Genomic DNA, 23,515 nt, shown 5'->3' on the forward strand with positions numbered 1-23,515 from the left:
CGGTCGACTGTTGAGCACCCCGGAGGTCGCAGCAGCTCTCCGGTCCACAATAAAGAAGGGACTGGAGCCCTCTGTTCCCTATGCGCGGAAATGGGAGATAGGCGGCTGCGCCGCAACGCATTCACTCCGCAGTTTTCCCTACGACGGGATCCAAGTGCTCAGCGAGGGTCTCATCGGACTTGGCCGCCCGCTGGTCAAGGCAGATGCCGGCGTAGTGGTCGGCGACATGGAGCCTCAACTGTGGGTTGCCGCCAATCGCAGTATCCGCGGCGACGGACCGCCCGATGCCTATGCGGTCGGGCAGGTGGGGGACAAGAAAGCCCGCTACACCGGAAACTCGCCGGAGGTTGTCGTAAAGCTCATTGAATCGAGCTCGCAGCCGGTGCCAGCGACCCCGAACACCGACGTAGTTCAGGTCGGGTTTCCCGGCCTTCCGGATCGCGGCAAGACGTACGTTGGAAGTTGGCAATGGGGAGTGCATGGAGAAGCTCGGGATAGCGAGTTCATCCATCGTGCGGCAGCTGCGACGCTAGCTGCGATAGGCGCAAGGGAGGCGGATAATGCCGACTAGTCTGGAGAGCGCAATCGCTCAGCTTCCGGCGACTCCATCGATAACGTACAGAGGCATGTCCGGGCCGGCCCCCACGACATCCTTCACGCTGTCAGCAATATTACCGACCTCGGCTGACGCGCGAACTGCGAGTGAGAATTTCAGCGCCGAACGCGTCGCTGCGATTGTCACGGTGACCGGCCGTTCGATTGCGGCCTTGTCGCGCCATCCGGAGGAGCAAGAGATTGCGCTCCTTCCCGGAACGTTGCTGTTGCCCGTCGGCCATGTGGAAGTTGCCGGACTGCCGAATCCGGTAGTGCTACTTGCTGAGACCGGTTCAGCACCCGGGCTGCCGGAGACCAAGGAAGAGCTTAGGCGCTTTGTGGACGAGCAAGTGTCTGCGGCTTTGCAGAGCAATCCAGTAACTGTCACGTCGCCGGGAAGATTCTCACCGCGGCGTTCCTAGTCGTGTTAGGTCGGAATTAGATGACCCAGTGCGACTTGATGATTGATCTGATTCGGCGCTTGGCGAAGATAGGCTTTCTGCAGTGACAGTGTCCATGGCGGTTCCTCGACGGAGTCAACCCCTGCTGGTACGAATGCGCCGTTTCTCCTCCTCATGACCACGCCCGTGGTGTCAGAGCGGCTTGTGGAACTGGCGCTTAGCGCCCGCTACTCGCTCACCCCGGAGGACGGCTCGGGCGCAGCATTGTTCTGGTCGAACCCCGGCGGCGAGATTCGCTTCTACCTAAGGCGAAACGCCAGCGGCGGCATCACCATGACAAGTTCCGAACGTGCGGGGACTGAGCAGTTCGAACTGGCAGCGGTGTCGATGGAGGTAATGGAACGGCATCTGTTCGGGATCTTCCATCACTCCGTACGATCGCGGCATCGCTTGCCGAGGTTGGAGATGCCCTGCCGACGCGAAGAGATCGCCGACGGCCACTGGATAAGCGACCAGGACTCAGCCGGATACATCCACTTGTTTGGTGTCGCGGGGACCCTTCTCGCTAGCGATCGAGGTGGACTCGGCGGAGTCGGGGTTCTTGTCGAGTTGTCGCACCTGATCGCCTCACCGTTGGAGGACATCAAGCGCTCGTACGAGGATCCCGAAGGCCGACCGCTTTTCGTTCGCGCGGAGCGCCAAAGCCGTAACGCGCCGGTGCCAAGGCGCTTTCATGACGACTTCTTCTCTCGGGAGAATCGATACTCGATCGGCACCGACACCGCATCGGCGAGACGGTACCTGTCCATCCCCGTGACCAGCAGTGCCGTGGGGTACGAGGAGTACTACGAACTGTCTCAGGACGACTACGACGAGTTTTTGGCGAACGAACGGTCAGCAGTGGAGTTCGCGGAGTCATGCCGTCGGCGTGAACAGGACAGTCGACTCATTCTGAAGCCGGGTTGGAATCGCGGCACACCGGTCTGAGCCCGTGGCCCTTGTACGGCATCGCAGCCGTCGCAATGTACTGCTGACAGCGTCGGTACGTCGATATATGCGTAGCTCGGCTGTCAGCCGTACATTGTGATTCGACTCGGTCGTATCAGCGGGCTGCCGGGTGAATAACCTTGCGTATGCAACATGTGAAAGGCTGGACCGGTGAGTCAACGTCCGGGACACGTGGCCGCCGCGATGCTGATCGCCATCCTGATGCTGTCCGGGTGCACCCGGGCCGTCGACGGCGCCGCGCGGGCCGCCGCGCCCACCGACAACGCCGCACGATTCTTCGAAGGCCAGGTCGAGACATACGGATTCGATCTCAGCCGAGACGAACTCGACATGTTGGCCTACGAGCAGGCCATTCGGCGTATCGACCCGTGCGGTTTCGTCGACTAGGAGCGGTTCACCGAGATCGGCGAGATCACCGCGATGGGGACGTTGGTCTCCTTCGACGAATGCGGAGTCGAACTGCGCGTGTCCGGTCAACGCGAAACACTCTTCCTCGGTATCGGGTTGACCTTCGGACTGCTCGACGAGCCGGTCGCGTTCTCGACCGGCGGTGTGCCCGTGCACGACATCTATCCAGGCGAGTGCGTATATGAGATGCCGCTGGCGATGTCCGACCTACCGGACGCTCCGCGCGCCCCGGAGTGGGCGCCGCCGATTGTGCGCGTCGACGCGTACGCCGCGGATGACTGCCGGTCGGTGCGCCGGGTGGTGGAGGCGGTCGCACCGTTGGTCGCCGATCTCGAGCTGTCCCTGCGCGACGGTGCATCGGCCTACCCGGTTGCGCTCGCCGAGCGGAACCCGTGCGAGGTGCTCTCGGGGGATCTACCGCGACGGCATCGAATTGATCTTTGACGAGTACTTCTGTGCCACCCATGCTTTCGTGGGTCCGGAGTTGATGCAGCGGTCGCCGGACGGCAACTCCTCCGGTGGTGCCACGGACATGCGGCCCGCGGTTTCGGTGGAGTCGGACACGTTGGACTGCGAGGAGACCGTCGAGTTGGCGGTCGCGGCCGCCAAGCTCTATACCTGAGAGTCCGGGAACGCGATGACCGACAGGAACCGGATCGGTAGCTCCACCAGGTCCACCGGCCCGTGCGCACCCTCCCCGTCGATCTGCAGCGAGTCCCCGGCATGCATCCGGTACACCGACCGGCTGTGGCTGTAGTCCATCACACCTTCGAGCATGTAGATGAACTCAGTGCCGGGATGCTGGAACAGCGGATAGGTCTGGCTCTTCTCGGTGAGCGTGACGTGCAGGCATTCGAGCCGCTTGTGCTCCCCGCGCAGGGAGCTCAGCAGCTGGTATTCGTGCCCCTGCTTGGTGCCGTTGCGCACGATCTCGGGCCCGGTGCCGGCCTTGACGAACGCCGCGGGCCGCTCCACGTCGGCCCCGCGGAAAAGGCTGGTCACCGGGACGTCCAGACCGCGGGCCAGCAGCGCCAGCGTGGACAGGCTGCAGCTGGTCTGGGCGTTCTCGATCTTGGACATCATGGCCTTGGAGATGCCGACCCGCGCCGCCATCTCGGCCACCGTCAGACCGTGCTGTTGCCGCAGTTGACGCACGTTGCGCCCGATCGCGGCCTCGAACTCCAGCTCCTCGACCGGTTCGTGCGGGTCCCGCTCACGCGCGGTCCCGGACTGGTTACGGAGGAGTGGAACGTCACTCAAGGCCGACCCCCAACGCTCGTCTAACGCATCTCCCCGGCACCGACGTACGGATACGGGCTTCTGAGCAGTGTGCCATCGGCGAACCGGGACAGCAGAAAGTCGGTCTCCGGAATGCGCGGGTCGGAGCTGGCACCGTCGGTCACCAGGTCGGCGGTCAGGCGCCCCACCGCGGGTGCGATCTTGAATCCGTGGCCGCTGAACCCGGCCGCCACGATCAGCCCGTCGGGCCCGCCGGCGGAGATCACCGGGTTCCAGTCCGGGGTGACGTCGTAGCAGCCGGCGTAGCTGCCGGTGATCGCCGCATCGGTCAGCCCCGGGAACCGGGTGCCCACCTTCTCGACGGTCAGATCCACGAAGCTGTCGGTGGCCCGGTTCAGGTAGTCGTCCGGGTCGGCGTCCTCGCAGTGCGCGAGATCGCTGTTCCCGAAAAGGATCTCGCCGCCGAGCTCGGGCCGCACATACTGCAGCGACACCAGATCGGAGAACACCGGCACCGGGCCGAGCTCCATCCCGGGGGCAATGGTGACGATCTGTTCGCGGACCACCCGGATCGGCACGTCAACCCCGTAGCGGGCCAGGAACGGTTTGGTCCACACCCCGGTGGCGACGACGACGGTCCCCGCCGACACCTCGGAACCATCGGCGAGCCGGATGCCGGTGACCCGGTCGCCGTCGAACAGCAGGTCGGTGACGTTGGCGCCCTGCTTGATTCGTACGCCGGCATTACGTGCGGACACCGCAAAGGCCTGTGCCGTCTGATACGCGTCGCCGTATCCGCCACGGGATTCCCAACCGAAGGCCGCGAACGGGCTCAGGTCGGCAGTCGGCCACATCTTGGCGACCTCGGCCTTGTCGATCTCCTCGGTCTGCACGCCGACGGACCGCTGTGCGGCCAGGCTCTTGCGCAGCGCGTCGACATTGGGTTCACCGACACCGACGACGTAGCCGGTCTGGCGGAAGCCGATATCGGTTGCCTCGTCGCCGAGAAACTGTTGCGGCTTCTCGAAGACGTCCAGGCTGGAGGTTGCCATCGCGGCCAGTGAGCTGACCCCGTAGTGGCACCGCACGATCCCGCTGGACTTGCCGGTCATCCCCGCGCCGACGGTACTGCGTTCGGCGACAAAGACATCGGTGACACCGCGCTGGCTCAATGCCCAGGCTGTCGCAGCTCCCTCGAGTCCGCCGCCGACGATGACGACGTCGGCTGTGGTGCTCAAAGCCCTGCTCCCGGGATCCAGTTGGTGCCGGCCAGCGGTACCCGGGCCATGGCGGCTGCCTCGATGGTGACGGCGACGAGGTCCTCGGGCTCCAGATGAGTGACGTGGGCCTTGCCGCAGGCACGGGCGATGGTTTGGGCCTCCATGGTGAGCACCCGCAGGTAGTTGGCCAACCGTCGGCCGCCCTCGATGGGGTCGAAGCGGGCCGCCAGTTCGGGGTCCTGGGTGGAGATGCCCGACGGGTCGCGCCCGTCCTGGAAATCGTCGTAGAACCCGGCCGCGGAGCCGATCTTCTCGTACTCGGCCTGATAACGAGGGTGGTTGTCGCCCAACGCGATCAGTGCGGCGGTACCGATCGCGACCGCATCGGCGCCCATGGCCAGCGCTTTGGCGACATCGGCGCCGTTGCGGATGCCGCCGCTGACTATCAACTGAACTTTTCTGTGCACGTCGAGTTCCTGCAGCGCCTGCACGGCCTGCGGAATCGCAGCCAGGGTGGGGATGCCGACGTGTTCGATGAACACCTCCTGGGTGGCGGCGGTGCCGCCCTGCATCCCGTCGACCACGACGACATCGGCACCGGCGTGCACGGCGAGTTTCACGTCGTAGTAGGTGCGGGTGGCACCGACCTTGACGTAGATGGGCTTTTCCCAGTCGGTGATCTCACGCAGTTCGTTGATCTTGATGGTCAGATCGTCGGGTCCGGTCCAGTCCGGGTGCCGGCACGCGCTGCGCTGATCGATTCCCTCGGGCAGGGTGCGCATCCCGGCGACCCGCGGGGAGATCTTCTGCCCCAACAACATGCCGCCACCGCCGGGTTTGGCGCCCTGGCCCAGCACGACCTCGATGGCATCGGCCTTGCGCAGGTCATCGGGGTTCATCCCGTAGCGCGACGGCAGGTATTGGTACACCAGGTTCTTGGACTGACCGCGCTCCTCCGGGGTCATGCCGCCGTCACCGGTGGTTGTCGAGGTGCCCGCCTCACTGGCCCCGCGCCCGAGGGCCTCCTTGGCCGGACCGGACAGCGCACCGAAGCTCATGCCCGCGATGGTGACCGGAATATCCAGGTGCAGTGGATGTTTGGCGTGCCGCCCACCGAGCACCACATCGGTGCCACAGCGTTCCCGGTAGCCCTCCAACGGGTAGCGCGACATCGAGGCGCCCAGGAACAGCAGATCGTCGAAATGCGGCAGTGCACGCTTGGCGCCCCAGCCGCGGATGTCGTAGATCCCGGTCTCGGCGGCCCGCTGGATCGCGGCGATCGTGGTGCGGTCGAAGGTGGCGGATTCGCGCAGGCCCTGCTGGGCGCGCTGATCGGAGATGCTTGTCATCGGGTGGCTTTCTAATAGGAGCCGGCGTTGTCGACGTGGAAGTGATAGAGGTTGCGGGCCGACCCGTAGCGGGAGTATTCCGCGGTGTCATCGGAATACCCTGCGGCGGTGAGCAACTCGGCCAGTTCGGCATGGTGTTCGGGCCGCATGTCCTTCTTGATGCAGTCCGCACCCAAGGAGGCCACCGCACCTCGCACGTACAGGCGTGCCTCATAGATCGAGTCACCCAGGGCCTCTCCGGCATCGCCGCGCACCACCAGGCGCCCGGCCTGGGCCATGAACGCGCTCATGTGTCCGATGCTGCCGCCGACGACGATGTCGACACCCTTCATCGAGATACCGCAACGTGCCGCGGCGTCACCCTCGATCACCAACAGGCCGCCGTGCGCGGTGGCGCCCGCGGACTGTGAGGCGTTGCCGGTCACGCGGACCGTGCCGCTCATCATGTTCTCGCCGACCCCGGTGCCGGCGTTGCCGTTGATGGTGATCTCGGCGTGCTGGTTCATCCCGGCGGCGTAGTAACCGACATGTCCGTTGACGGTGACCTGCACAGGTGCGTTGACGCCGACGGCGATATTGTGGGCACCGGCGGGCTTGTCGATGACAAAGGATCCGGTGATGCCCGGCTTGTGCAGTGCCGCGTTGACCTCACGCAACCCTGTGGTGGCCAAATCGAATCCAGTTACCGCGTCCATGCGTACACCACCTCCGGCTCCGGTTCCCAGATCTTGGCCGACTCGACACCGGGCAGCCCGGACAGGGCCCGGTACTCGCTGGCCATCGCCACCCAGTCGGCGGTCTCGGCGATGACGGCGGGCTTGCATGCGATCGCGTCGCGTACCACGGCGAACGAATCGTGGTTGGACACCAGCAGCGTGTAGAAGCCGTCAAAGGTGGCGCACAACTCCTTGAGCGCGGTCTCCACATCGCGGCCGGCCGCCAACTGCTGTGCGACGAACCGGGCGCCGACCTCGGTGTCGTTCTCACTGTCGAACACCACGCCCTCGCGACGAAGGTCGCGGCGGATGGTGGCGTGATTGGCGAACGATCCGTTGTGCACCAGGCACTGCTGCGGACCGACGGTATAGGGGTGGCATCCCGACGGCGTCACCGCCGACTCGGTGGCCATCCGGGTGTGCCCGACACCCTGCCAGCCCTGCGCGCCGGCAAGCCCCCAGGCTTCGGTCAGCGCACGCGGATGTCCGACACCTTTGAGCACCGCCAGATCCGCGCCGAACCCGGCGATCAGGGCCTGTGGATGGCCGCTGCGCACCCGTGCCAGCAGATCCTCCGACGAAGCCTCGGCCGACAACAGATAGGTCGAATCAACGGCCACCACATCGACATCGGGCCCCAGGTCCGGGGTTTCGGCGAGATCGGTCACCGAGACACAGCCACGCCCCGGTGGCGACCACACCGGATCGCCGTACACCGCGATCCCGGCCGAGTCCGCACCCCGGTCCGACATCTCCCCGAGCATCTCCGAAAGCAGTTCCCCCAGCCGGGGATACAGCTCCGGGGTGCGCAGGTGCAACCCCACGATCCCGCACATACGTTGTTGTCTCCCCTTCTCAGAATGCCGTCAGGTATGAATCGATCTCCCACGGCGTGACTTGGCCGTGGTAGGTGAAGAACTCCTCGCGCTTGATGTTCGCGAAGTACGCGGCCACACCGTCACCGGCGGCGTCGAGCACGCCGGCCACCACCGGATCGGAATCCAGTTCGTCGATCGCGTGCAGCAGGGTCGGCGGCAGGTTCGACGGTCCCTGGGCGCCGACGGCGCCGGGGTCCAGGCTGCGTTTGATGCCGTCCAGGCCGGCACCCAACGCGGCGGCGATCGCCAGATACGGGTTGGCCGAACCGTCCCCGCCGCGCAGTTCGACGCGCTGGCCATCGGGCACCCGGATGTAGTGGGTACGGTCGTTGCCGCCGTAGCTGGGTTTACGCGGTGCCCATGACGCCCCCGAGGCGGTGGTGGTGGCCCCGGTTCGCTTGTAGGAGTTGACCGTCGGGGCGATCACCGACTGCAGCGCACACGCATGGTCCAGGATCCCGGCGATGAAACCGTAAGCGGTCTCCGACAGACCCAGGCCCTTCTCATCCGACTCGGCGGGGAACACCGGATTGCCGCCGCTGGTCAGCGACAGGTGGAAGTGCAGGCCGCTGCCGGTGCGGTCACCGAACGGCTTGGGCATGAAGGTGGCGATCATGTCGCGTTCGGCGGCGATCATCGACAGCAGATAGCGCAGCGTCACCACCCGGTCCGCGGTCACCAGAGCCTCGGCGAACGCGAAGTTCTGCTCGAACTGGCCGTTGCCGTCCTCATGGTCGTTGGCGTAGTTGGACCAGCCCAGGGTGTTCATCGCCACCGAGATATCGGTGAGGTGCTCGTACATCCGGGTGACCCCGCGCGCGTCGTAACAGGGCTGCGCGGCGGTGTCATCGGCATCGGCGGTCACCAGGGAACCGTCGGCGGCGCGACGCAGGAGGAAGTACTCGACCTCAGCACCCACCCACGGTTCGAATCCGGCGTCCGCAGCCTGGGCGACCAGGTTCTTGAGGATGACCCGGGGCGCGAACGGCCACGGCTTGCCCTCGACGTGTGGGTCGCAATGCACCAGCGCCAGTCCGTCCTTGATGAACGGGATGGGGGTGAACGAGGACGGGTCCGGCACGGCGATCAGGTCCGGGTCCTTGGGTTCCTGTCCCATGGCGCCGACGGCGTAGCCGGCGAAGCCGACGCCCTCGGTGGCCAGCTGCTCGACGGCTTCGACGGGAACGAGTTTGGCGCAAGGCTTTCCGCGCAGATCGACGAACAGCGCGAGGATGAAGCGGGTGCCGGTCTGTTCGGCCAGGGTGGCGAGTTCGGAGGTCATGGGTACCGGAACTTTCGTCTCTTGTTAGGAATCAAGGTATCACAGTATGAAACTCATGCGAGCCGACGAGGCTCACCGGCGTAGCTGCCATAGGCAGTAACCGATGCCGCCGTTACGGGCGGGGCATCGCCGCGTTTCGGCTGCGTAAACGGTCGACTGCATCCTCGGACCTGCATTGGCCCCGACGGGCCGAATTAACGATGCGCGTCGACCCCTTATCCTTGTCAGGACATCCCCGGCTGGTTGAGAGGTAAACAGTGGCGCTCGTCGTGCAGAAATACGGCGGATCTTCGGTGGCGGACGCCGACCGGATCCGACGCGTCGCCGAGCGCATCGTCGAAACCAAGAAGGCGGGTAACGACGTCGTCGTGGTCTGCTCGGCGATGGGGGACACCACCGACGACCTGCTGGACCTGGCCCGCCAGGTGTCCCCGGCCCCGCCGGCCCGCGAGATGGACATGCTGCTGACTGCCGGTGAGCGGATCTCCAACGCCCTGGTCGCGATGGCCATCGAGTCCCTCGGTGCGCAGGCCCGCTCGTTCACCGGATCGCAGGCCGGCATCGTCACCACCGGCACCCATGGCAACGCCAAGATCATCGACGTCACCCCGGGCCGCCTGCGCGATGCGCTGGACGAGGGCGTCATCGTGCTCGTCGCCGGCTTCCAGGGCGTCAGCCAGGACAGCAAGGACGTCACCACCATGGGCCGCGGCGGCTCGGACACCACCGCCGTCGCCCTGGCCGCCGCGCTGAACGCCGACGTCTGCGAGATCTACACCGACGTCGACGGCATCTTCACCGCCGACCCGCGCATCGTGCCCAACGCCCGCCACCTGGACCGCGTCTCCTTCGAGGAGATGCTGGAGATGGCAGCCTGTGGCGCCAAGGTGCTGATGCTGCGCTGCGTGGAATACGCGCGCCGCTACAACGTTCCGATACACGTCCGCTCGTCGTACTCGGATAAGCCCGGAACCATCGTCAACGGATCGATCGAGGACATCCCCATGGAAGACGCCATTCTGACCGGAGTCGCCCACGACCGCAGCGAGGCCAAGGTCACCGTCGTCGGGCTGCCCGACGTACCCGGATACGCCGCCAAGGTGTTCCGCGCGGTCTCCGATGTCGACGTGAACATCGACATGGTGCTGCAGAACATCTCCAAGATCGAGGACGGCAAGACCGACATCACCTTTACCTGCTCGCGGGAGAACGGCCCGACCGCGGTGCAGAAGCTCGCCTCGCTGCAGGGCGAGATCGGCTTCACCCAGGTGCTCTACGACGATCACATCGGTAAGGTGTCCCTGGTCGGCGCGGGTATGCGCACCCACCCCGGCGTCACCGCCACCTTCTGCGAGACGCTGGCCGAGGCCGGTATCAACATCGACCTGATCTCCACCTCCGAGATCCGCATCTCGGTGCTGATCAAGGACACCGATCTGGACAAGGCCGTCGCCGTGCTGCACGAGGCCTTCGGTCTCGGTGGTGACGAGGAAGCCGTGGTGTACGCGGGGACCGGGATCTAGGACCGTGGAGCGAGCGAAGCGACGGGGTGAATAAAGTGGTGAACATCGGTGTGGTGGGCGCGACCGGACAGGTCGGCCAGGTCATGCGGGCGCTGCTCGAAGAGCGCAACTTCCCGGCGAGTTCGGTGCGGTTCTTCGCCTCGGCCCGCTCGGAGGGCAAGAAGCTGACCTTCCGTGGCCAGGAGATCGAGGTCGAGAACAGCGAGACCGCCGACCCGTCCGGGCTGGACATCGCCCTGTTCTCCGCCGGCGCGACGATGTCGCGGGTGCAGGCGCCGCGGTTCGCCGCCGCCGGTGCCGTCGTGGTGGACAACTCCTCGGCGTGGCGCAAGGATCCCGAGGTCCCGCTGGTCGTCAGCGAGGTCAACTTCGCGCGCGACGCCGGTGTGCGTCCGAAGGGCATCATCGCCAACCCGAACTGCACCACGATGGCCGCGATGCCGGTGCTCAAGCCGCTGCACGACGAGGCCGGCCTGACCCGGCTGATCGTGTCCAGCTACCAGGCCGTGTCCGGGTCCGGACTGGCCGGTGTCGAGGAGCTGGCCGGCCAGGCCCGCGCGGTTATCGACGGTGTCGAGCAACTGGTGCACGACGGATCCGCGCTGGACTACCCGGCGCCGGTGAAATACGTTGCGCCCATTGCCTTCAACGTGGTCCCGCTGGCCGGCGCCCTGGTCGATGACGGTTCCGGTGAGACCGACGAGGACCAGAAGCTGCGCAACGAGAGCCGCAAGATCCTCGGCATCCCCGAGTTGGCCGTCAGCGGTACCTGTGTGCGTGTTCCGGTCTTCACCGGGCACTCGCTGTCCATCAATGCCGAGTTCGCCCAACCGCTTTCGGTGGCCCGGGCCAGGGAGATCCTGGCTGCTGCCCCTGGCGTGAGCCTGGTCGACGTGCCCACCCCGTTGGCTGCCGCCGGTGCCGACGACTCGTTGGTCGGTCGCATCCGGCAGGACCCGGGTGTGCCCGAGGGACGCGGTCTGGCACTGTTCGTCTCCGGTGACAACCTCCGCAAGGGCGCCGCGCTCAACACCATCCAGATCGCCGAGCTGCTGGCCGCCCAGTTGTGATCCGCGGCGCGGCAGCGGCTCTGGTGGCTGCCGTGCTGCTCGCTCCACCGGCCCACGCCGAGCTGGCGCCCGGCCAGGTGGTCATGCTCGGTCCTGTCGCCGGAACCGGCACGTCCACCGGTGATTACGGGATCGGCGCTACCGATCTGTGTGAGTTCATGGAGTTTCCGAGCCGGCTCCTGCAGGTGTGCGGGGACAGTTTCGCCGGGCAGGCCGTCGGGTTCGGCGGCTGGTACTCGCCGGTGGCGCTGCATGTCGACCCCGACTCGATCACCGGCGATCTGCGGATCACCGGGGTATCCGGCGTCGACGAGCCGCTGCTGGCGGACCCGACCCCGCCGGGCGCCTCCCAGTTGCCCGCCGGGGTGGTGTCGATCAACCGGGAGAACTACCTGCTGGTGACAACCACCAACCAGCTCCGACCGACGGGCTCGAGATTGGTGAAAGCCGATGCTGCCAAAGGAAATTGGCCCACCGTGGCCGACTCCGAACGGACCGGCGGTGACCAGTCGCAGATCAGTGGTTACTACGACCCCGTCCCGACCCCGGATTCCGAACGTGGCTGGGTGTACATCGTCGCCGACAACTTCGACCGCAGTGCTCCGGTCACCCTGTACCGGGTGGCGCCGCAGGACTTCACCGACCGGGCCGCCTGGCAGGGCTGGTCGACGGTGGACGGCTGGGGTCACCCGCCGACCCCGCTGTGGACTGACCCGGTCGGCGAGATGAGCATCCGGCAGATCGACGGCAGGACCGTGCTGTCGTACTTCAACGCAGGCACCGGAAACATGGAGGTGCGGGTCGCCAACGACCCGACCCAGCTCGGATCCGCTCCGGTGACCACCGTGGTACTCGCCGGGCCCTGGCCGGACCGGCCCGAGGATCTGCCCGCGCCGCACGACAACCGGTTGGCCCAGCCGTACGGCGGCTACATCTCCCCGGCCTCCACGCTCGACGAGCTGCGGGTGTTCGTCAGCCAGTGGAACACGACACCACGCGGGGGCACGCCGTACCGGGTGCTGCAGTACGCGGTGAACCCGGTGAAACCAGCGACACGTTTCAGCGCCCGGTAAGAATGGCAATACAGGGTGTCAGGTGGTGGCCGATGCGCGCGGAAGGAGACAGATGTCATCGCAGGCAGCTGAGCCAGCGGACGGGCAGGTCAACGAGCCTGCCGAGATCACCTTCGATGAACATCTGCACCCGGCCAGGCCGCGGACGTTGCGGTCGCGGCCCCGGGTGCGCACCCCGTTCGTCCGGCGGTCGCTGTCCCAGGACGGCTCACCCACCGGCGACAACCCGGCCTATGTCTCCTGGCTGCTGTCGCAGTCGATGCTGGCCGACGCCAACGAGATCAGCCAGCAGTTCTCCGGTCAGGGCTCGATGTGGCAGAACCCGTTCGCCCGACCCAACCCGCGGGCAGCCGTCGACACCGCATCGGTTTGGTTCACGGCGTACCCGCTGTCGTTGATCACCCGACCCGACGAGTCGTTCCTCAAGGCGATGGCCGACGAGGAGATGTGGAAGGCGTTCGCGGAGATCGGAATTCAGGCCGTGCACACCGGCCCGGTGAAACGGGCCGGCGGCATCTCCGGATGGCAACTCACCCCGAGCGTGGACGGGCACTTCGACCGCATCAGCACCCAGATCGACCCGGCGTTCGGCACCGAGGACGAGTTCCGCCAGATGTGCGGTACCGCCAACTGGTACGGCGGCACCATCATCGACGACATCGTCCCCGGGCACACCGGCAAGGGTGCGGACTTCCGGCTCGCCGAGATGAAATACGCCGACTATCCCGGCATCTACCACATGGTCGAGATCGATCCGCAGGACTGGGATCAGCTACCGGCGGTGCCCGCGGGGGAGGACTCGGTCAACGTCGATTCGGCCGCCGAGGACTGGCTGGACAAGGCCGGCTACATCATCGGCAAACTGCAGCGCGTCATCTTCTATGCCGAAGGCATCAAGGAGACGAACTGGAGCGTGACCCGTCCGATCGTCGGGGTCGACGGTGTGGAACGGCGCTGGGTGTATCTGCACTACTTCAAGGACGGTCAGCCGTCGCTGAACTGGCTGGACCCCAGCTTTGCCGCGATGCGGCTGGTGATCGGCGATGCCCTGCACTCGCTGTCCGATCTGGGCACCGGCGGACTCCGGTTGGACGCCAACGGCTTTCTGGGCGCGGAGAAGTCCGCGGAGGACGACGTCGGCTGGTCCGAGGGGCATCCGCTGTCGCAGGCGGCCAACCAGTTCATCGGCAGCATGGTGCGCAAGCTCGGTGGGTTCACCTTCCAGGAACTCAACCTGACCATCGACGACATCCGCGACAACAGCGTCGCCGGTTCAGATCTGTCGTATGACTTCATCAACCGCCCCGCCTATCAGCACGCGCTGGCCACCGCCGACACCGAGTTCCTGCGGCTGACACTGCGCACCACCCTGGAAACCGATATCGACCCGGCCTCCCTGGTGCACGCCCTGCAGAACCATGACGAGCTGACCTACGAATTGGTGCACTGGTCGGCCGGGCACCGCGACGACATCTACACCTACAAGGGCCACGAGGTCACCGGCGAGGAACTCGGGCAGACCATCCGTGGTGACCTCACCGAGGCGCTCACCGGCCCGGGCGCGCCCTACAACCTGGTGTTCACCACCAACGGCATCGCCTGCACCACCGCGACGGTGATCGCCGCGACGCTCGGTGTCACCGACCTCGCCGACATCACAGATATCGGGGGCGAGCGAAGCGACGGGGTGGGTCGCGACCGCATCCGTCGGGCGCATCTGTTGTTGGCGATGTTCAACGCCCTGCAGCCGGGAGTTTTTGCGCTGTCGGGCTGGGATCTGTGCGGCATGCTCACGCTGCCCGCAGACCAGGTCCGCGAGTTGCTGCGCGGCGGCGACACCCGCTGGATCCACCGAGCCGCCCACGACCTGATGGGGGTCAATCCCGGCGCCACACATTCCAGTGAGGGGATGCCGCGCGGCGCCAGCCTGTACGGATCGATCCCGGATCAGCTCGCCGACGAGACCAGCTTCCTGCGTCAGTTGCAGGCCATCCTGCGGGTGCGGACGCACTTCGGGATCGCCACCAGCCGGCAGATCGACATCCCCGAGGTGTCCCACCGCGGCATGCTCGTGATGGTGCATCAGCTCGACGACCCACATCAGATGCAGCTGACGGTGCTCAACTTCGCCAACGAGGAGATCGCCGGCACCGTGCGCTCGGAGTTCCTGCCACCGCAGGCGGTGGTGACGGACATGTTCAGCGGCCGCGAGATCGCCCACGTCGACGATCTGCACAGCTTCGCGGTCGATATGCCCGCCCACCACGGTATGAGCCTGCTCGTGGAGAAGCCGTTCACAGCTGATTCATAACCTCTAACCAGCGGACACATTGGCACGCGTCGGCATCATGAATCATGACCGACGCAGCCGAGAACGAGCAGCCCACCACCCCCGTGGTCACCACGGCACCGCCACCACCACCGCCGCCGGCGCGCCCGAGTCGGCTCACTCAGGTCGCCGCCTGGGTCGGAATCGTCGCGGGAACGGTGTTCGTCGTCGCGGTGATCTTCTTCTCCGGGTTCATCCTCGGTAAGAGTTCCGACGGCGACCGTCACCACGGCGGCGGCCCGCGCCATGAACCGATGATGTTCCACCGTGGCGGACCACCCCCGATGGGGCCGCCGCACTTCCTGTTCCCCGGCGAAGGTGGTCCCGGTGGTCAGGGTCCGGCCGGCCAGGGTCCCGGAACCCAGAGCCCCGGCCCGGGCAATCAGCTGCCCGGGCCCACCTCCATCCCGCGACCGTGAGAATCCCGCGTCCGTAAGAATCTAAGAAACATCCGTAACTCTTGGCACATGCGGCTCACTCGTGAGAGTGTCGCTAACCATGACACGCCGAACTCCACGCCTTGCGGCGATTCTCGGCGTGTTCGTGGTAGCCGCCGCGCTGGTCGGCTGTACCGGGCCGGAACCCGATGTCGCGGCATCGACGGTGTTCGCCGTCGGTGACTGCGTACAGATCGACGCCGAACAGATGCCGTCGCCGGCTCGGGCCAGTGAGGCGCCCTGCACCGCCGACCCGAGCTACACCGTCGGCGCGACGACCGACGCCGACGGCGAATGTCCGACCGCCGAGTACCAGCACCTGCCCAGCGAATACGCCGACCCGTCGACGGCGCGGCTGTGCCTGGTGCCCAACCTGCTGGCCAACCAGTGTTATCTGATGGAGATGCCGATCGGGTTGGTCGAGAAGGCCGACTGCCGCGACCGTGGCGAAGGGGTGCTGGTCCAGGTCACCCAGCGACTCGACGTGCGCGACCAGTCGGCCTGCCCGGCCGCCGCCGGCGCCTACGCCTGGCCGTATCCCAAGCCCGCCCGGACCTACTGCACCCGGACTGTGTTCTGAGCAGACACAGTTCTGACGCTGGCATGATCGGTGCCATGCGCCTGACAGCTGCAGCGGCCGGGATGGGGTTGGCGCTGGGCCTCGCCGGGCCGGCCTGGGCTCTGCCCTCGGATCCCGGTGTCGTCAACTACGCAGTACTGCCCAAGGGTTCGGTGAGCAATATCGTCGGCGCACCGCTGAACTGGGAAGCCCAGTTCGCCAACCCCGGCCAGGCCTTCTACGTCGACAACCCGGTGTGCAACAACTGGGCCGACATCGGTCTGCCCGACGTCTACGCCGATCCCGACCTGGCATCGTTCAACGGCGCCGTGGCACAGACCTCGGCAGGCGATTCCACCCGCCTGGTGAAACAGGCCGTCGGGGTGTTCGCCACCAACGACGCGGCCACCCGCGCCTACCAGCGGGTCACCGATCGCACCGTGGGGTGTGAGGGTCAGACCACGGCGATGCATCTGGAGAACTTCGTGACACAGGTGTGGACGTTCTCCGGGGGCGCGGCGACCCCGACCGATTCCGTTTGGGTCAAACAGGAGGCGGGTACAGACCGTCGATGCTTCACGCAGACCCGACTGCGGGAAAACGTTCTGCTACAGGCGAAAGTCTGTCAGCCCGGCAACGGCGGGCCGGCAGTCAACGTGCTGGCCGGGGCAATGCAGAACACGCTGGGGCAATAAGGCCGCGCAAAATCCTTGGGAATATGTCAGACCCTTCTGGAAGATTGACACACAAAGGGTCCTAACCGGGGAGGGGTCTGGCATGCCCACCACCGCCACAGGGGATGTGGATTGTGCATCCGGGCAGGCGGCCGCGGCCATCGCGGCCAACTGCCTGCGTGACGGTCCGGTCGGCAAGGTCGGCCTGGAGATCGAGGCGCACTGCTTCGATATCGCCGACCCGATGCGTCGGCCCGGCTGGTCCGAACTCAGCGAGGTCATCGCCGGCATCCGCACGCTGCCCGGCGGCAGCGCCATCACCGTCGAACCCGGTGGCGCCGTCGAACTGTCCGGGCCGCCCGCGGCCGGCGCCGCGGCGGCCATCACCGCGATGGCGGCCGACCGGGCGGTCCTGCACCGCCATTTTGCCGACCACGGTCTGGGGTTGGTGCTGCTCGGAGCTGATCCGCTGCGCCCGGCAGAACGAGTCAACCCCGGGCCGCGCTACCAGGCCATGGAACAGTTCTTCGCCGCCACCGGAACCGGCGCCGCCGGCGCCGCGATGATGACCTCCACCGCGTCAGTGCAGCTCAACGTCGAGGCCGGCCCGCGCGACGGCTGGGCGGACCGGGTCCGGCTGGCCCATGCGCTGGGGCCGGTGATGATCGCGCTGTCGGCGAATTCTCCATTGCTGCACGGCAGATTCACCGGCTGGCGCAGCACCCGGCAGCGGGTGTGGGGGCAGCTGGACTCGGCACGGTGCGGCCCGGTGCTCGGCGACCGGGGTGACGATCCGGCCGCCGATTGGGCGCACTATGCGCTGCGCGCACCGGTGATGCTGGTGCGCACCCCGGATGCCGTGCCGATGACGGCCTTCGTGTCCTACGCCGACTGGGCCGACGGACGGGTGGCGCTCGACGGTCGCTCACCCACCGACGAGGACCTCGACTACCACCTGACCACCCTGTTCCCGCCGGTGCGTCCGCGTCGCTGGTTGGAGATCCGCTACCTGGACAGCGTCCCTGACAATGTGTGGCCCGCGGTCGCCTTCACATTGGCCACCCTGCTGGACAACCCGCAGGCAGCCGAGGTCGCCCGGGCGGCCACACGTTCGGTGGCGGGGGCGTGGGATCTGGCGGCACGGGTCGGACTCGACGATCCGGACCTGCGTACCGCGGCGCTGCGCTGTGTCACCGCAGCGGCCGAACATGCGCTCGACGAACTGGTCGACCCGATGGCCCGCTTGCTCGGTAACGTCGAAGCCGGCCGCAGCCCGGCCGACGATTTCTCCGATCTGGTCGTCACCCACGGCATCCCGGCGGCCATAACCCAACTGGCGGAAGGTGATACGTGAGCACACCGGAGTTGCTGGCTGCCGAGCTGACCCGGGCGCGTGAGCGCACCCTGGCCCTCGTCGATTTCGACGACGCCGAACTGCTGCGCCAGTACGACCCGCTGATGAGTCCGCTGGTCTGGGATCTCGCCCACATCGGGCAGCAGGAGGAGTTCTTCCTGCTGCGCGGTGCTCGCCCCGATGCCCCCGGCATGCTGGAACCCGCCGTCGAGCAGCTGTACGACGCGTTTGTGCATTCCCGAGCCAGTCGCGTCGACCTGCCGTTGCTGCCGCCGACGGATGCGCGGGTGTACTGCCGCGACGTGCGCAACCGGGTGCTCGACGTGTTGGAGCACAGCACCGACCTATTCGGGTTCGGGTTGATCGTCTCGCACGAGAACCAACACGACGAGACCATGCTGCAGGCACTCAATCTGCGATCCGGGCCTGCGTTGCTGAGCCCGGGTGTCGCGCTGCCCCCGGGTCGACCGGAGGTCGCCGGGACATCGGTGCTGATCGACGCGGGCCCGTTCACGCTGGGCGTCAACGCGTCCGAGGAACCGTTCGCGCTCGACAATGAACGCCCAGCGCACACCGTGGATATCGCCGCCTTCCGGATAGGGCGGGTTCCGGTCACCAACGAGCAGTGGCAAGAGTTCATCGACGACGGTGGCTACCGCACGCAACGGTGGTGGTCCGAGCCGGGATGGGCGCACTGGGAGCAGTCCGGTCTGGTGGCACCGCAGTTCTGGCACGCCGACGGCACCCGCAGCCGGTTCGGGCACCGCGAAGACATCCCGGGCGACGAACCGGTGCAGCATGTCACCTACTTCGAGGCCGAAGCGTTCGCGGCCTGGGCCGGTGCCCGCCTGCCCACCGAGATCGAATGGGAGAAGGCCTGCGCCTGGGACCCGGCGATCGGTGCTCGGCGCCGATTCCCCTGGGGCGCAGCACAACCCGATGTATCACTGGTCAACCTCGGCGGTGACGCGCTGCGGCCGGCCCCGGTGGGTGCCTACCCCGCGGGGGCCTCGGCCTATGGTGTCGAGCAGATGCTAGGCGACGTGTGGGAGTGGACCTCCTCACCGCTGCGGCCCTGGCCCGGTTTCGCCCCGATGATCTACGACCGCTATTCCGAGCCGTTCTTCGAGGGCCCCGGGACCGGCGACTACCGGGTGCTGCGCGGCGGTTCCTGGGCGGTCGGCGCCGATATCCTGCGCCCCAGCTTCCGGAACTGGGACCACCCGATCCGGCGGCAGATCTTTGCCGGGGTACGGCTGGCCTGGGATGTGTAGACACCTCGGGTGGCTGGGGGAGCCGGTCACCGTCTCGTCCCTGGTGCTCGAACCGGCCAGTGCCCTTCTGGTGCAATCCTATTCACCCCGCTATCAGAAACACGGCACCATGAACGCCGACGGCTGGGGCGTCGGATTCTTCGACCAGGGGGTACGCCGTTGGCGCAGCGACAAACCGCTGTGGGGTGACACCGCGTTCGCCTCGGTGGCACCCGTGCTGCGCAGTGGCTGCATCATCGCCGCGGTCCGCTCGGCGACGGTCGGGATGCCGATCGAGTCGTCGGCCTCGGCGCCGTTCACCGACGGCGACTGGCTGCTGTCCCACAACGGTGTCGTCGACCGCTCGGTATTACCCGCGACGCGCGACGCCGAATCCACGGTGGACAGCGCTGTGTTGGCCGCGCACATCTTCGACCGCGGTCTCGATGATCTCGGGCCGACGGTCGCCGAGGTCGGCGCGGCCGATCCGAATGCTCGGCTGAACATCCTGGCCGGCAACGGTTCCCGACTGCTCGCCACCACCTGGGGCGACACCCTGTTCGTGACCGAACGCACCGACGGCGTCGTGCTGGCCAGCGAACCCTATGACGATGACCCGTCCTGGCGTGACGTCCCCGATCGGCACCTCGTCGAGGTATCCGGTGCGGGCGTCACCCTCACCCCACTGGAAGGATCGTGATGACAACCCACCTGGAAAGCTCGCTGCGGCGCGATGTCTCGGAGGGGTTGCGTCAGTCGCCGAAGACACTGCCGCCCAAGTGGTTCTACGACGCGGTGGGCAGTGATCTGTTCGACCAGATCACCCGGTTGCCGGAGTACTACCCGACCCGCACCGAGGCGAAGATCCTGCACGAACACGCAGCCGAGATCGCAGCCGCATCCGGTGCGGACACGCTGGTCGAACTCGGCAGCGGCACCTCCGAGAAGACCCGGCTGCTGCTCGACGCATTCCGCGACAGCGGCGCACTGCGTCGGTTCATCCCCTTCGATGTGGACGCCAGCGTGCTCGGTGATGCCGAGCGTGCGTTGCGCTCCGAGTATCCCGAACTCGAGATCGAGACGGTGCGTGGAGATTTCGAGCACGACCTGCCCGTGATCCCCAAGGTCGGCCGGCGCATGGTGGTGTTCCTGGGCTCGACCATCGGCAACCTGACACCGGGCCCCCGCGCGGAATTCGTTGCCGCCGTGGCGCAGACGATGCAGCCCGGTGATTCGCTGTTGCTCGGCACCGATCTGGTCAAGGATGTCGACCGGCTGGTGCGCGCCTACGACGACAGTGCCGGGGTCACCGCGGCCTTCAACCGCAACGTGCTCGCGGTGGTGAACCGGGAGCTGGGGGCCGATTTCGACCTGGATTCCTTCGCTCATGTCGCGAAATGGAATCCGGACGAGGAGCGCATCGAGATGTGGCTGCGTTCCATTGCCGCCCAACAGGTCCGCATTCCGGCGCTGGACATGACCGTGGAGTTCGAGGCGGGCGAGGAGATGCTGACCGAGGTGTCGAGCAAGTTCCGGCCCGCCGGCGTCGCCGAGGAACTGGAGGCCGCCGGGCTGCGCCGCACCCACTGGTGGACCGATCCCGCGGGCGATTTCGGGCTGTCGCTGGCGGTCAAATGAGCCTCGCCGACGACTGGCGCGACGCCCGGGTCCCGGTTGCCGGTGTGCATCTGGACAGCGCGGCCTGCTCGCGGCAGAGCAACGCGGTGATCGAGACCGCCACCACCCACGCCCGACACGAGGCCGAGGTCGGCGGATACGTCGCAGCCGAGGCCGCCGAACCCGCCCTGGCGGCCGGCCGGTCCGCGCTGCGTGCACTGGCCGGGATGCCGGACGCCGAGGTCATCTTCACCACAGGTTCCGGCCACGCGCTGGACACCCTGCTCGGCGCCTGGCCGGGGGAACGCACCCTGGCCTGCCCGCCGGGGGAGTACGGACCGAACCTGGCCATCATGGCGGCCAACGGATTCCAGGTGCGCCCGCTGCCCGCCGACCAGCTGGGCCGGCTGCTGGTCGACGAGGCCGCTGAGGTACTGCGCGCCGATCTGCCATCGCTGGTGCATCTGACCGTTTTGGGCAGCCATCGTGGTGTCGTGCAGCCGCTGGCCGAACTCGCCGCCGTCTGTCGGGAGCTGGATCTGCCGCTGGTGGTCGACGCGGCGCAGGGGCTCGGGCACGTCGACTGCGCGGTATCACCCGACGTGCTCTACACCTCGTCGCGTAAGTGGATGGCCGGCCCGCGTGGGGTGGGTGCGCTGGCCGTGCGTCCCGACCTGCACGCGCGGCTGGTGCCCCGGTGGGCACCGCTGGAATTCCACGAGGCCAATATCGGTGCCCGGCTGGGTTATGCGCTGGCACTGGGCGAACACCTGGCCGCCGGCCCGGCGGCGGTGCGGGCGCGGCTGGCCGAGGTCGGCGCACTGACCCGGACGGTGCTGGACGCCGTCGCGGGCTGGCAGGTGATCGAACCGGTGAACGAGCCGACGGCGATCACCACGCTGCGACCCACCGACGGTGTGCAGCCGAGCGTGGTGCGGGCGAAGCTGATCGCCGAGCACGGCATCATCACCACCGCCTGCGAGGTGGTCCGCGCGCCGAACGAGATGGACACCGCGGTGCTGCGGGTGTCCCCACATGTCGACGGCACTGCCGAGGAACTGGAGCAGTTCGCCGCGGCGCTGATGACGGTGAACTGACGCGGCCTACCCGATCGGGCAGTTTCGGGATGACAGATGGCCGGTAATCGCGACGAAACATTGTGACGCGGGCCACGCCGGGCCACGGTGGGATCTACCGGGTGAACACGCCCGTCCGATACCGCGAGGAGTCGTCCGATGGCCATTGAGCTGAACCAGATTTGGGACTTTCCCATCAAGGAGTTCCACCCCTTCCCCCGCGCCCTGATGGGCGTGGGCGCCCACGACATCATCGGTGTGGAGGCCAAGAACCTGGGCTTCAAGCGCACCCTGCTGATGACCACCGGTCTGCGCGGATCGGGCATCATCGAGGAACTCACCGGCAAGATCGAGTACCAAGGCGTCGAGGTCGTGCTCTACGACAAGGTGGAGTCCAACCCCAAGGACTACAACGTCATGGAGGCCGCCGCGCTCTACCAGCAGGAGAAGTGCGACAGCATCATCTCCATCGGCGGCGGCTCCAGCCATGACGCCGCCAAGGGCGCCCGCGTCGTCATCGCCCACGACGGCCGCAACATCAACGAGTTCGAGGGCTTCGCCAAGTCCACCAACAAGGAGAACCCACCGCACATCGCCGTATCCACCACGGCGGGAACGGGTTCGGAGACGTCCTGGGCCTACGTCATCACCGACACCTCGGATATGGACCACCCGCACAAGTGGGTCGGCTTCGACGAGGCGACCATCGTCACGCTGGCCATCGACGACCCGCTGCTCTACTACACCTGCCCACAGCACTTCACCGCCTACTGCGGCTTCGACGTGCTGGCCCACGGCAGTGAGCCGTTCGTGTCGCGGCTGGACTTCGCGCCGTCGCTCGGAAACGCGCTCTACTCAGTGGAACTCGTCGCCAAGAACCTGCGCGAGGCCGTCTTCGAGCCGCGTAACCTCAAGGCCCGCGAAGGCATGATGAACGCCCAGTACATCGCCGGGCAGGCATTCAACTCCGGCGGCCTGGGCATTGTGCACTCGATCAGCCACGCGGTCAGCGCGTTCTTCGACAGCCACCACGGCCTGAACAACGCGATCGCGCTGCCCCGGGTGTGGGAGTACAACCTGCCCTCGCGTTACGAGCGGTACGCGCAGCTGGCCACCGCCATGGGCGTCGACACCCGTAACATGACCACGGTGCAGGCCGCCGACGCCGCGGTCGAGGCCGCCATCCGGCTGTCCCAGGACGTCGGCATCCCGGACAACTTCAGCCAGGTCCGCACCGACTCCTACGACAAGAACCGCATGAACACCGGCAAGTACTCCGGTCGCGGTGAAGTGATCAAGGGTGACGACAAGACCGTGCTGGCGATCTCCGAGCACATCCAGGACGACTGGTGCACCCCGGGCAACCCGCGCGAGGTCACCGTCGACTCGATGATCCCGGTCGTCGGACACGCCATCAACTCGACCTACTGATCTCGGTGGCACGGCAGGAACCCC

General features: G+C 66.8%; 25 protein-coding genes. 19 read left to right on the top strand and 6 right to left on the bottom strand.

Going from position 1 to position 23,515, the window contains the following annotated elements; genetic code table 11:
- The first annotated feature begins 10 nt into the window (after window positions 1-10).
- From ACLBYA_RS02625 to ACLBYA_RS02650, 6 genes are all read left to right on the top strand, one after another.
- The gene (locus ACLBYA_RS02625) at window positions 11-571 is read left to right on the top strand and encodes a hypothetical protein (RefSeq protein ID WP_447707817.1); all 561 of its coding nucleotides are present in this window, start codon (window positions 11-13) and stop codon (window positions 569-571) included.
- A gap of 55 nt (window positions 572-626) precedes the next feature.
- Window positions 627-1,016: a hypothetical protein gene (locus tag ACLBYA_RS02630; RefSeq protein WP_447707818.1), complete on the top strand. Its 390-nt coding sequence runs from the start codon at window positions 627-629 to the stop codon at window positions 1,014-1,016.
- 153 nt (window positions 1,017-1,169) lie between these two features.
- A complete protein-coding gene (locus ACLBYA_RS02635) occupies window positions 1,170-1,982 on the top strand; it encodes an Imm61 family immunity protein (RefSeq protein WP_447707819.1) in 813 nt (270 codons plus the stop codon).
- A 171-nt stretch (window positions 1,983-2,153) separates the two neighbouring features.
- The gene (locus ACLBYA_RS02640; protein ID WP_447707820.1) at window positions 2,154-2,390 is read left to right on the top strand and encodes a hypothetical protein; all 237 of its coding nucleotides are present in this window, start codon (window positions 2,154-2,156) and stop codon (window positions 2,388-2,390) included.
- A gap of 33 nt (window positions 2,391-2,423) precedes the next feature.
- Window positions 2,424-2,855 (top strand): hypothetical protein, encoded by a 432-nt coding sequence (locus tag ACLBYA_RS02645; RefSeq protein ID WP_447707821.1) that lies wholly within the window; start codon window positions 2,424-2,426, stop codon window positions 2,853-2,855.
- Between the two features lie 43 nt (window positions 2,856-2,898).
- Entirely contained in the window at window positions 2,899-3,033 is a 135-nt protein-coding gene (locus ACLBYA_RS02650) for a hypothetical protein (RefSeq protein ID WP_447707822.1), read from the top strand.
- Here the strand turns inward: ACLBYA_RS02650 and ACLBYA_RS02655 are convergent.
- From ACLBYA_RS02655 to glnT, 6 genes are read right to left on the bottom strand one after another with little or no spacing between them, the layout of a single operon-like run.
- The gene (locus ACLBYA_RS02655; RefSeq protein ID WP_447707823.1) at window positions 3,024-3,671 is read right to left on the bottom strand and encodes a helix-turn-helix domain-containing protein; all 648 of its coding nucleotides are present in this window, start codon (window positions 3,669-3,671) and stop codon (window positions 3,024-3,026) included. The genes ACLBYA_RS02650 and ACLBYA_RS02655 overlap by 10 nt on opposite strands.
- 20 nt (window positions 3,672-3,691) lie before the next feature.
- On the bottom strand, window positions 3,692-4,888 hold the full coding sequence (locus ACLBYA_RS02660) for an NAD(P)/FAD-dependent oxidoreductase (protein ID WP_447707824.1): 1,197 nt from the start codon (window positions 4,886-4,888) through the stop codon (window positions 3,692-3,694).
- Window positions 4,885-6,219, bottom strand: coding sequence for an FMN-binding glutamate synthase family protein (locus ACLBYA_RS02665; RefSeq protein WP_447707825.1), 1,335 nt, complete (start codon window positions 6,217-6,219; stop codon window positions 4,885-4,887). The genes ACLBYA_RS02660 and ACLBYA_RS02665 overlap by 4 nt, the downstream gene beginning before the upstream one ends.
- Before the next feature lie 11 nt (window positions 6,220-6,230).
- Window positions 6,231-6,914: a GltB/FmdC/FwdC-like GXGXG domain-containing protein gene (locus tag ACLBYA_RS02670; RefSeq protein ID WP_447707826.1), complete on the bottom strand. Its 684-nt coding sequence runs from the start codon at window positions 6,912-6,914 to the stop codon at window positions 6,231-6,233.
- Complete coding sequence (locus ACLBYA_RS02675) at window positions 6,902-7,771, bottom strand: glutamine amidotransferase (protein ID WP_447707827.1); 870 nt, start codon at window positions 7,769-7,771, stop codon at window positions 6,902-6,904. Before ACLBYA_RS02675 ends, ACLBYA_RS02670 begins: the two co-directional genes overlap by 13 nt.
- A 19-nt stretch (window positions 7,772-7,790) precedes the next feature.
- Entirely contained in the window at window positions 7,791-9,095 is a 1,305-nt protein-coding gene (gene glnT, locus ACLBYA_RS02680; RefSeq protein ID WP_447707828.1) for a type III glutamate--ammonia ligase, read from the bottom strand.
- Window positions 9,096-9,352: 257 nt separating this feature from the next.
- Here glnT and ACLBYA_RS02685 point away from each other — a divergent pair, with 257 nt between their 5' ends.
- From ACLBYA_RS02685 to mdo, 13 genes are all read left to right on the top strand, one after another.
- The gene (locus tag ACLBYA_RS02685; RefSeq protein WP_447707829.1) at window positions 9,353-10,618 is read left to right on the top strand and encodes an aspartate kinase; all 1,266 of its coding nucleotides are present in this window, start codon (window positions 9,353-9,355) and stop codon (window positions 10,616-10,618) included.
- A gap of 35 nt (window positions 10,619-10,653) precedes the next feature.
- Window positions 10,654-11,688, top strand: a complete 1,035-nt coding sequence (locus tag ACLBYA_RS02690; RefSeq protein ID WP_447707830.1) for an aspartate-semialdehyde dehydrogenase — start codon at window positions 10,654-10,656, stop codon at window positions 11,686-11,688.
- Complete coding sequence (locus tag ACLBYA_RS02695; RefSeq protein ID WP_447707831.1) at window positions 11,685-12,761, top strand: DUF4185 domain-containing protein; 1,077 nt, start codon at window positions 11,685-11,687, stop codon at window positions 12,759-12,761. The genes ACLBYA_RS02690 and ACLBYA_RS02695 overlap by 4 nt, the downstream gene beginning before the upstream one ends.
- A gap of 52 nt (window positions 12,762-12,813) precedes the next feature.
- Window positions 12,814-15,072, top strand: coding sequence for a maltose alpha-D-glucosyltransferase (gene treS, locus ACLBYA_RS02700; RefSeq protein WP_447707832.1), 2,259 nt, complete (start codon window positions 12,814-12,816; stop codon window positions 15,070-15,072).
- A gap of 44 nt (window positions 15,073-15,116) precedes the next feature.
- Complete coding sequence (locus tag ACLBYA_RS02705) at window positions 15,117-15,509, top strand: hypothetical protein (protein ID WP_447707833.1); 393 nt, start codon at window positions 15,117-15,119, stop codon at window positions 15,507-15,509.
- Window positions 15,510-15,588: 79 nt separating this feature from the next.
- Entirely contained in the window at window positions 15,589-16,107 is a 519-nt protein-coding gene (locus ACLBYA_RS02710) for a hypothetical protein (RefSeq protein WP_447707834.1), read from the top strand.
- Window positions 16,108-16,142: 35 nt separating this feature from the next.
- Complete coding sequence (locus ACLBYA_RS02715) at window positions 16,143-16,781, top strand: sensor domain-containing protein (RefSeq protein ID WP_447707835.1); 639 nt, start codon at window positions 16,143-16,145, stop codon at window positions 16,779-16,781.
- Window positions 16,782-16,863: 82 nt separating this feature from the next.
- Complete coding sequence (gene egtA, locus ACLBYA_RS02720; RefSeq protein ID WP_447707836.1) at window positions 16,864-18,114, top strand: ergothioneine biosynthesis glutamate--cysteine ligase EgtA; 1,251 nt, start codon at window positions 16,864-16,866, stop codon at window positions 18,112-18,114.
- Entirely contained in the window at window positions 18,111-19,388 is a 1,278-nt protein-coding gene (gene egtB / locus ACLBYA_RS02725; RefSeq protein WP_447707837.1) for an ergothioneine biosynthesis protein EgtB, read from the top strand. Before egtA ends, egtB begins: the two co-directional genes overlap by 4 nt.
- Window positions 19,381-20,067, top strand: a complete 687-nt coding sequence (gene egtC, locus ACLBYA_RS02730) for an ergothioneine biosynthesis protein EgtC (protein ID WP_447707838.1) — start codon at window positions 19,381-19,383, stop codon at window positions 20,065-20,067. The genes egtB and egtC overlap by 8 nt, the downstream gene beginning before the upstream one ends.
- A complete protein-coding gene (egtD, locus tag ACLBYA_RS02735; RefSeq protein ID WP_447707839.1) occupies window positions 20,067-21,005 on the top strand; it encodes an L-histidine N(alpha)-methyltransferase in 939 nt (312 codons plus the stop codon). The genes egtC and egtD overlap by 1 nt, the downstream gene beginning before the upstream one ends.
- Window positions 21,002-22,081, top strand: a complete 1,080-nt coding sequence (egtE, locus tag ACLBYA_RS02740; RefSeq protein ID WP_447707840.1) for an ergothioneine biosynthesis PLP-dependent enzyme EgtE — start codon at window positions 21,002-21,004, stop codon at window positions 22,079-22,081. Before egtD ends, egtE begins: the two co-directional genes overlap by 4 nt.
- A 138-nt stretch (window positions 22,082-22,219) precedes the next feature.
- Window positions 22,220-23,491 carry an NDMA-dependent methanol dehydrogenase gene (gene mdo / locus ACLBYA_RS02745; RefSeq protein WP_447707841.1) on the top strand — a complete coding sequence of 424 codons (1,272 nt, stop codon included), beginning with the start codon at window positions 22,220-22,222 and terminating at the stop codon, window positions 23,489-23,491.
- Window positions 23,492-23,515 lie beyond the last annotated feature (24 nt).

Source organism: Mycobacterium sp. C31M (genome assembly GCF_053345865.1).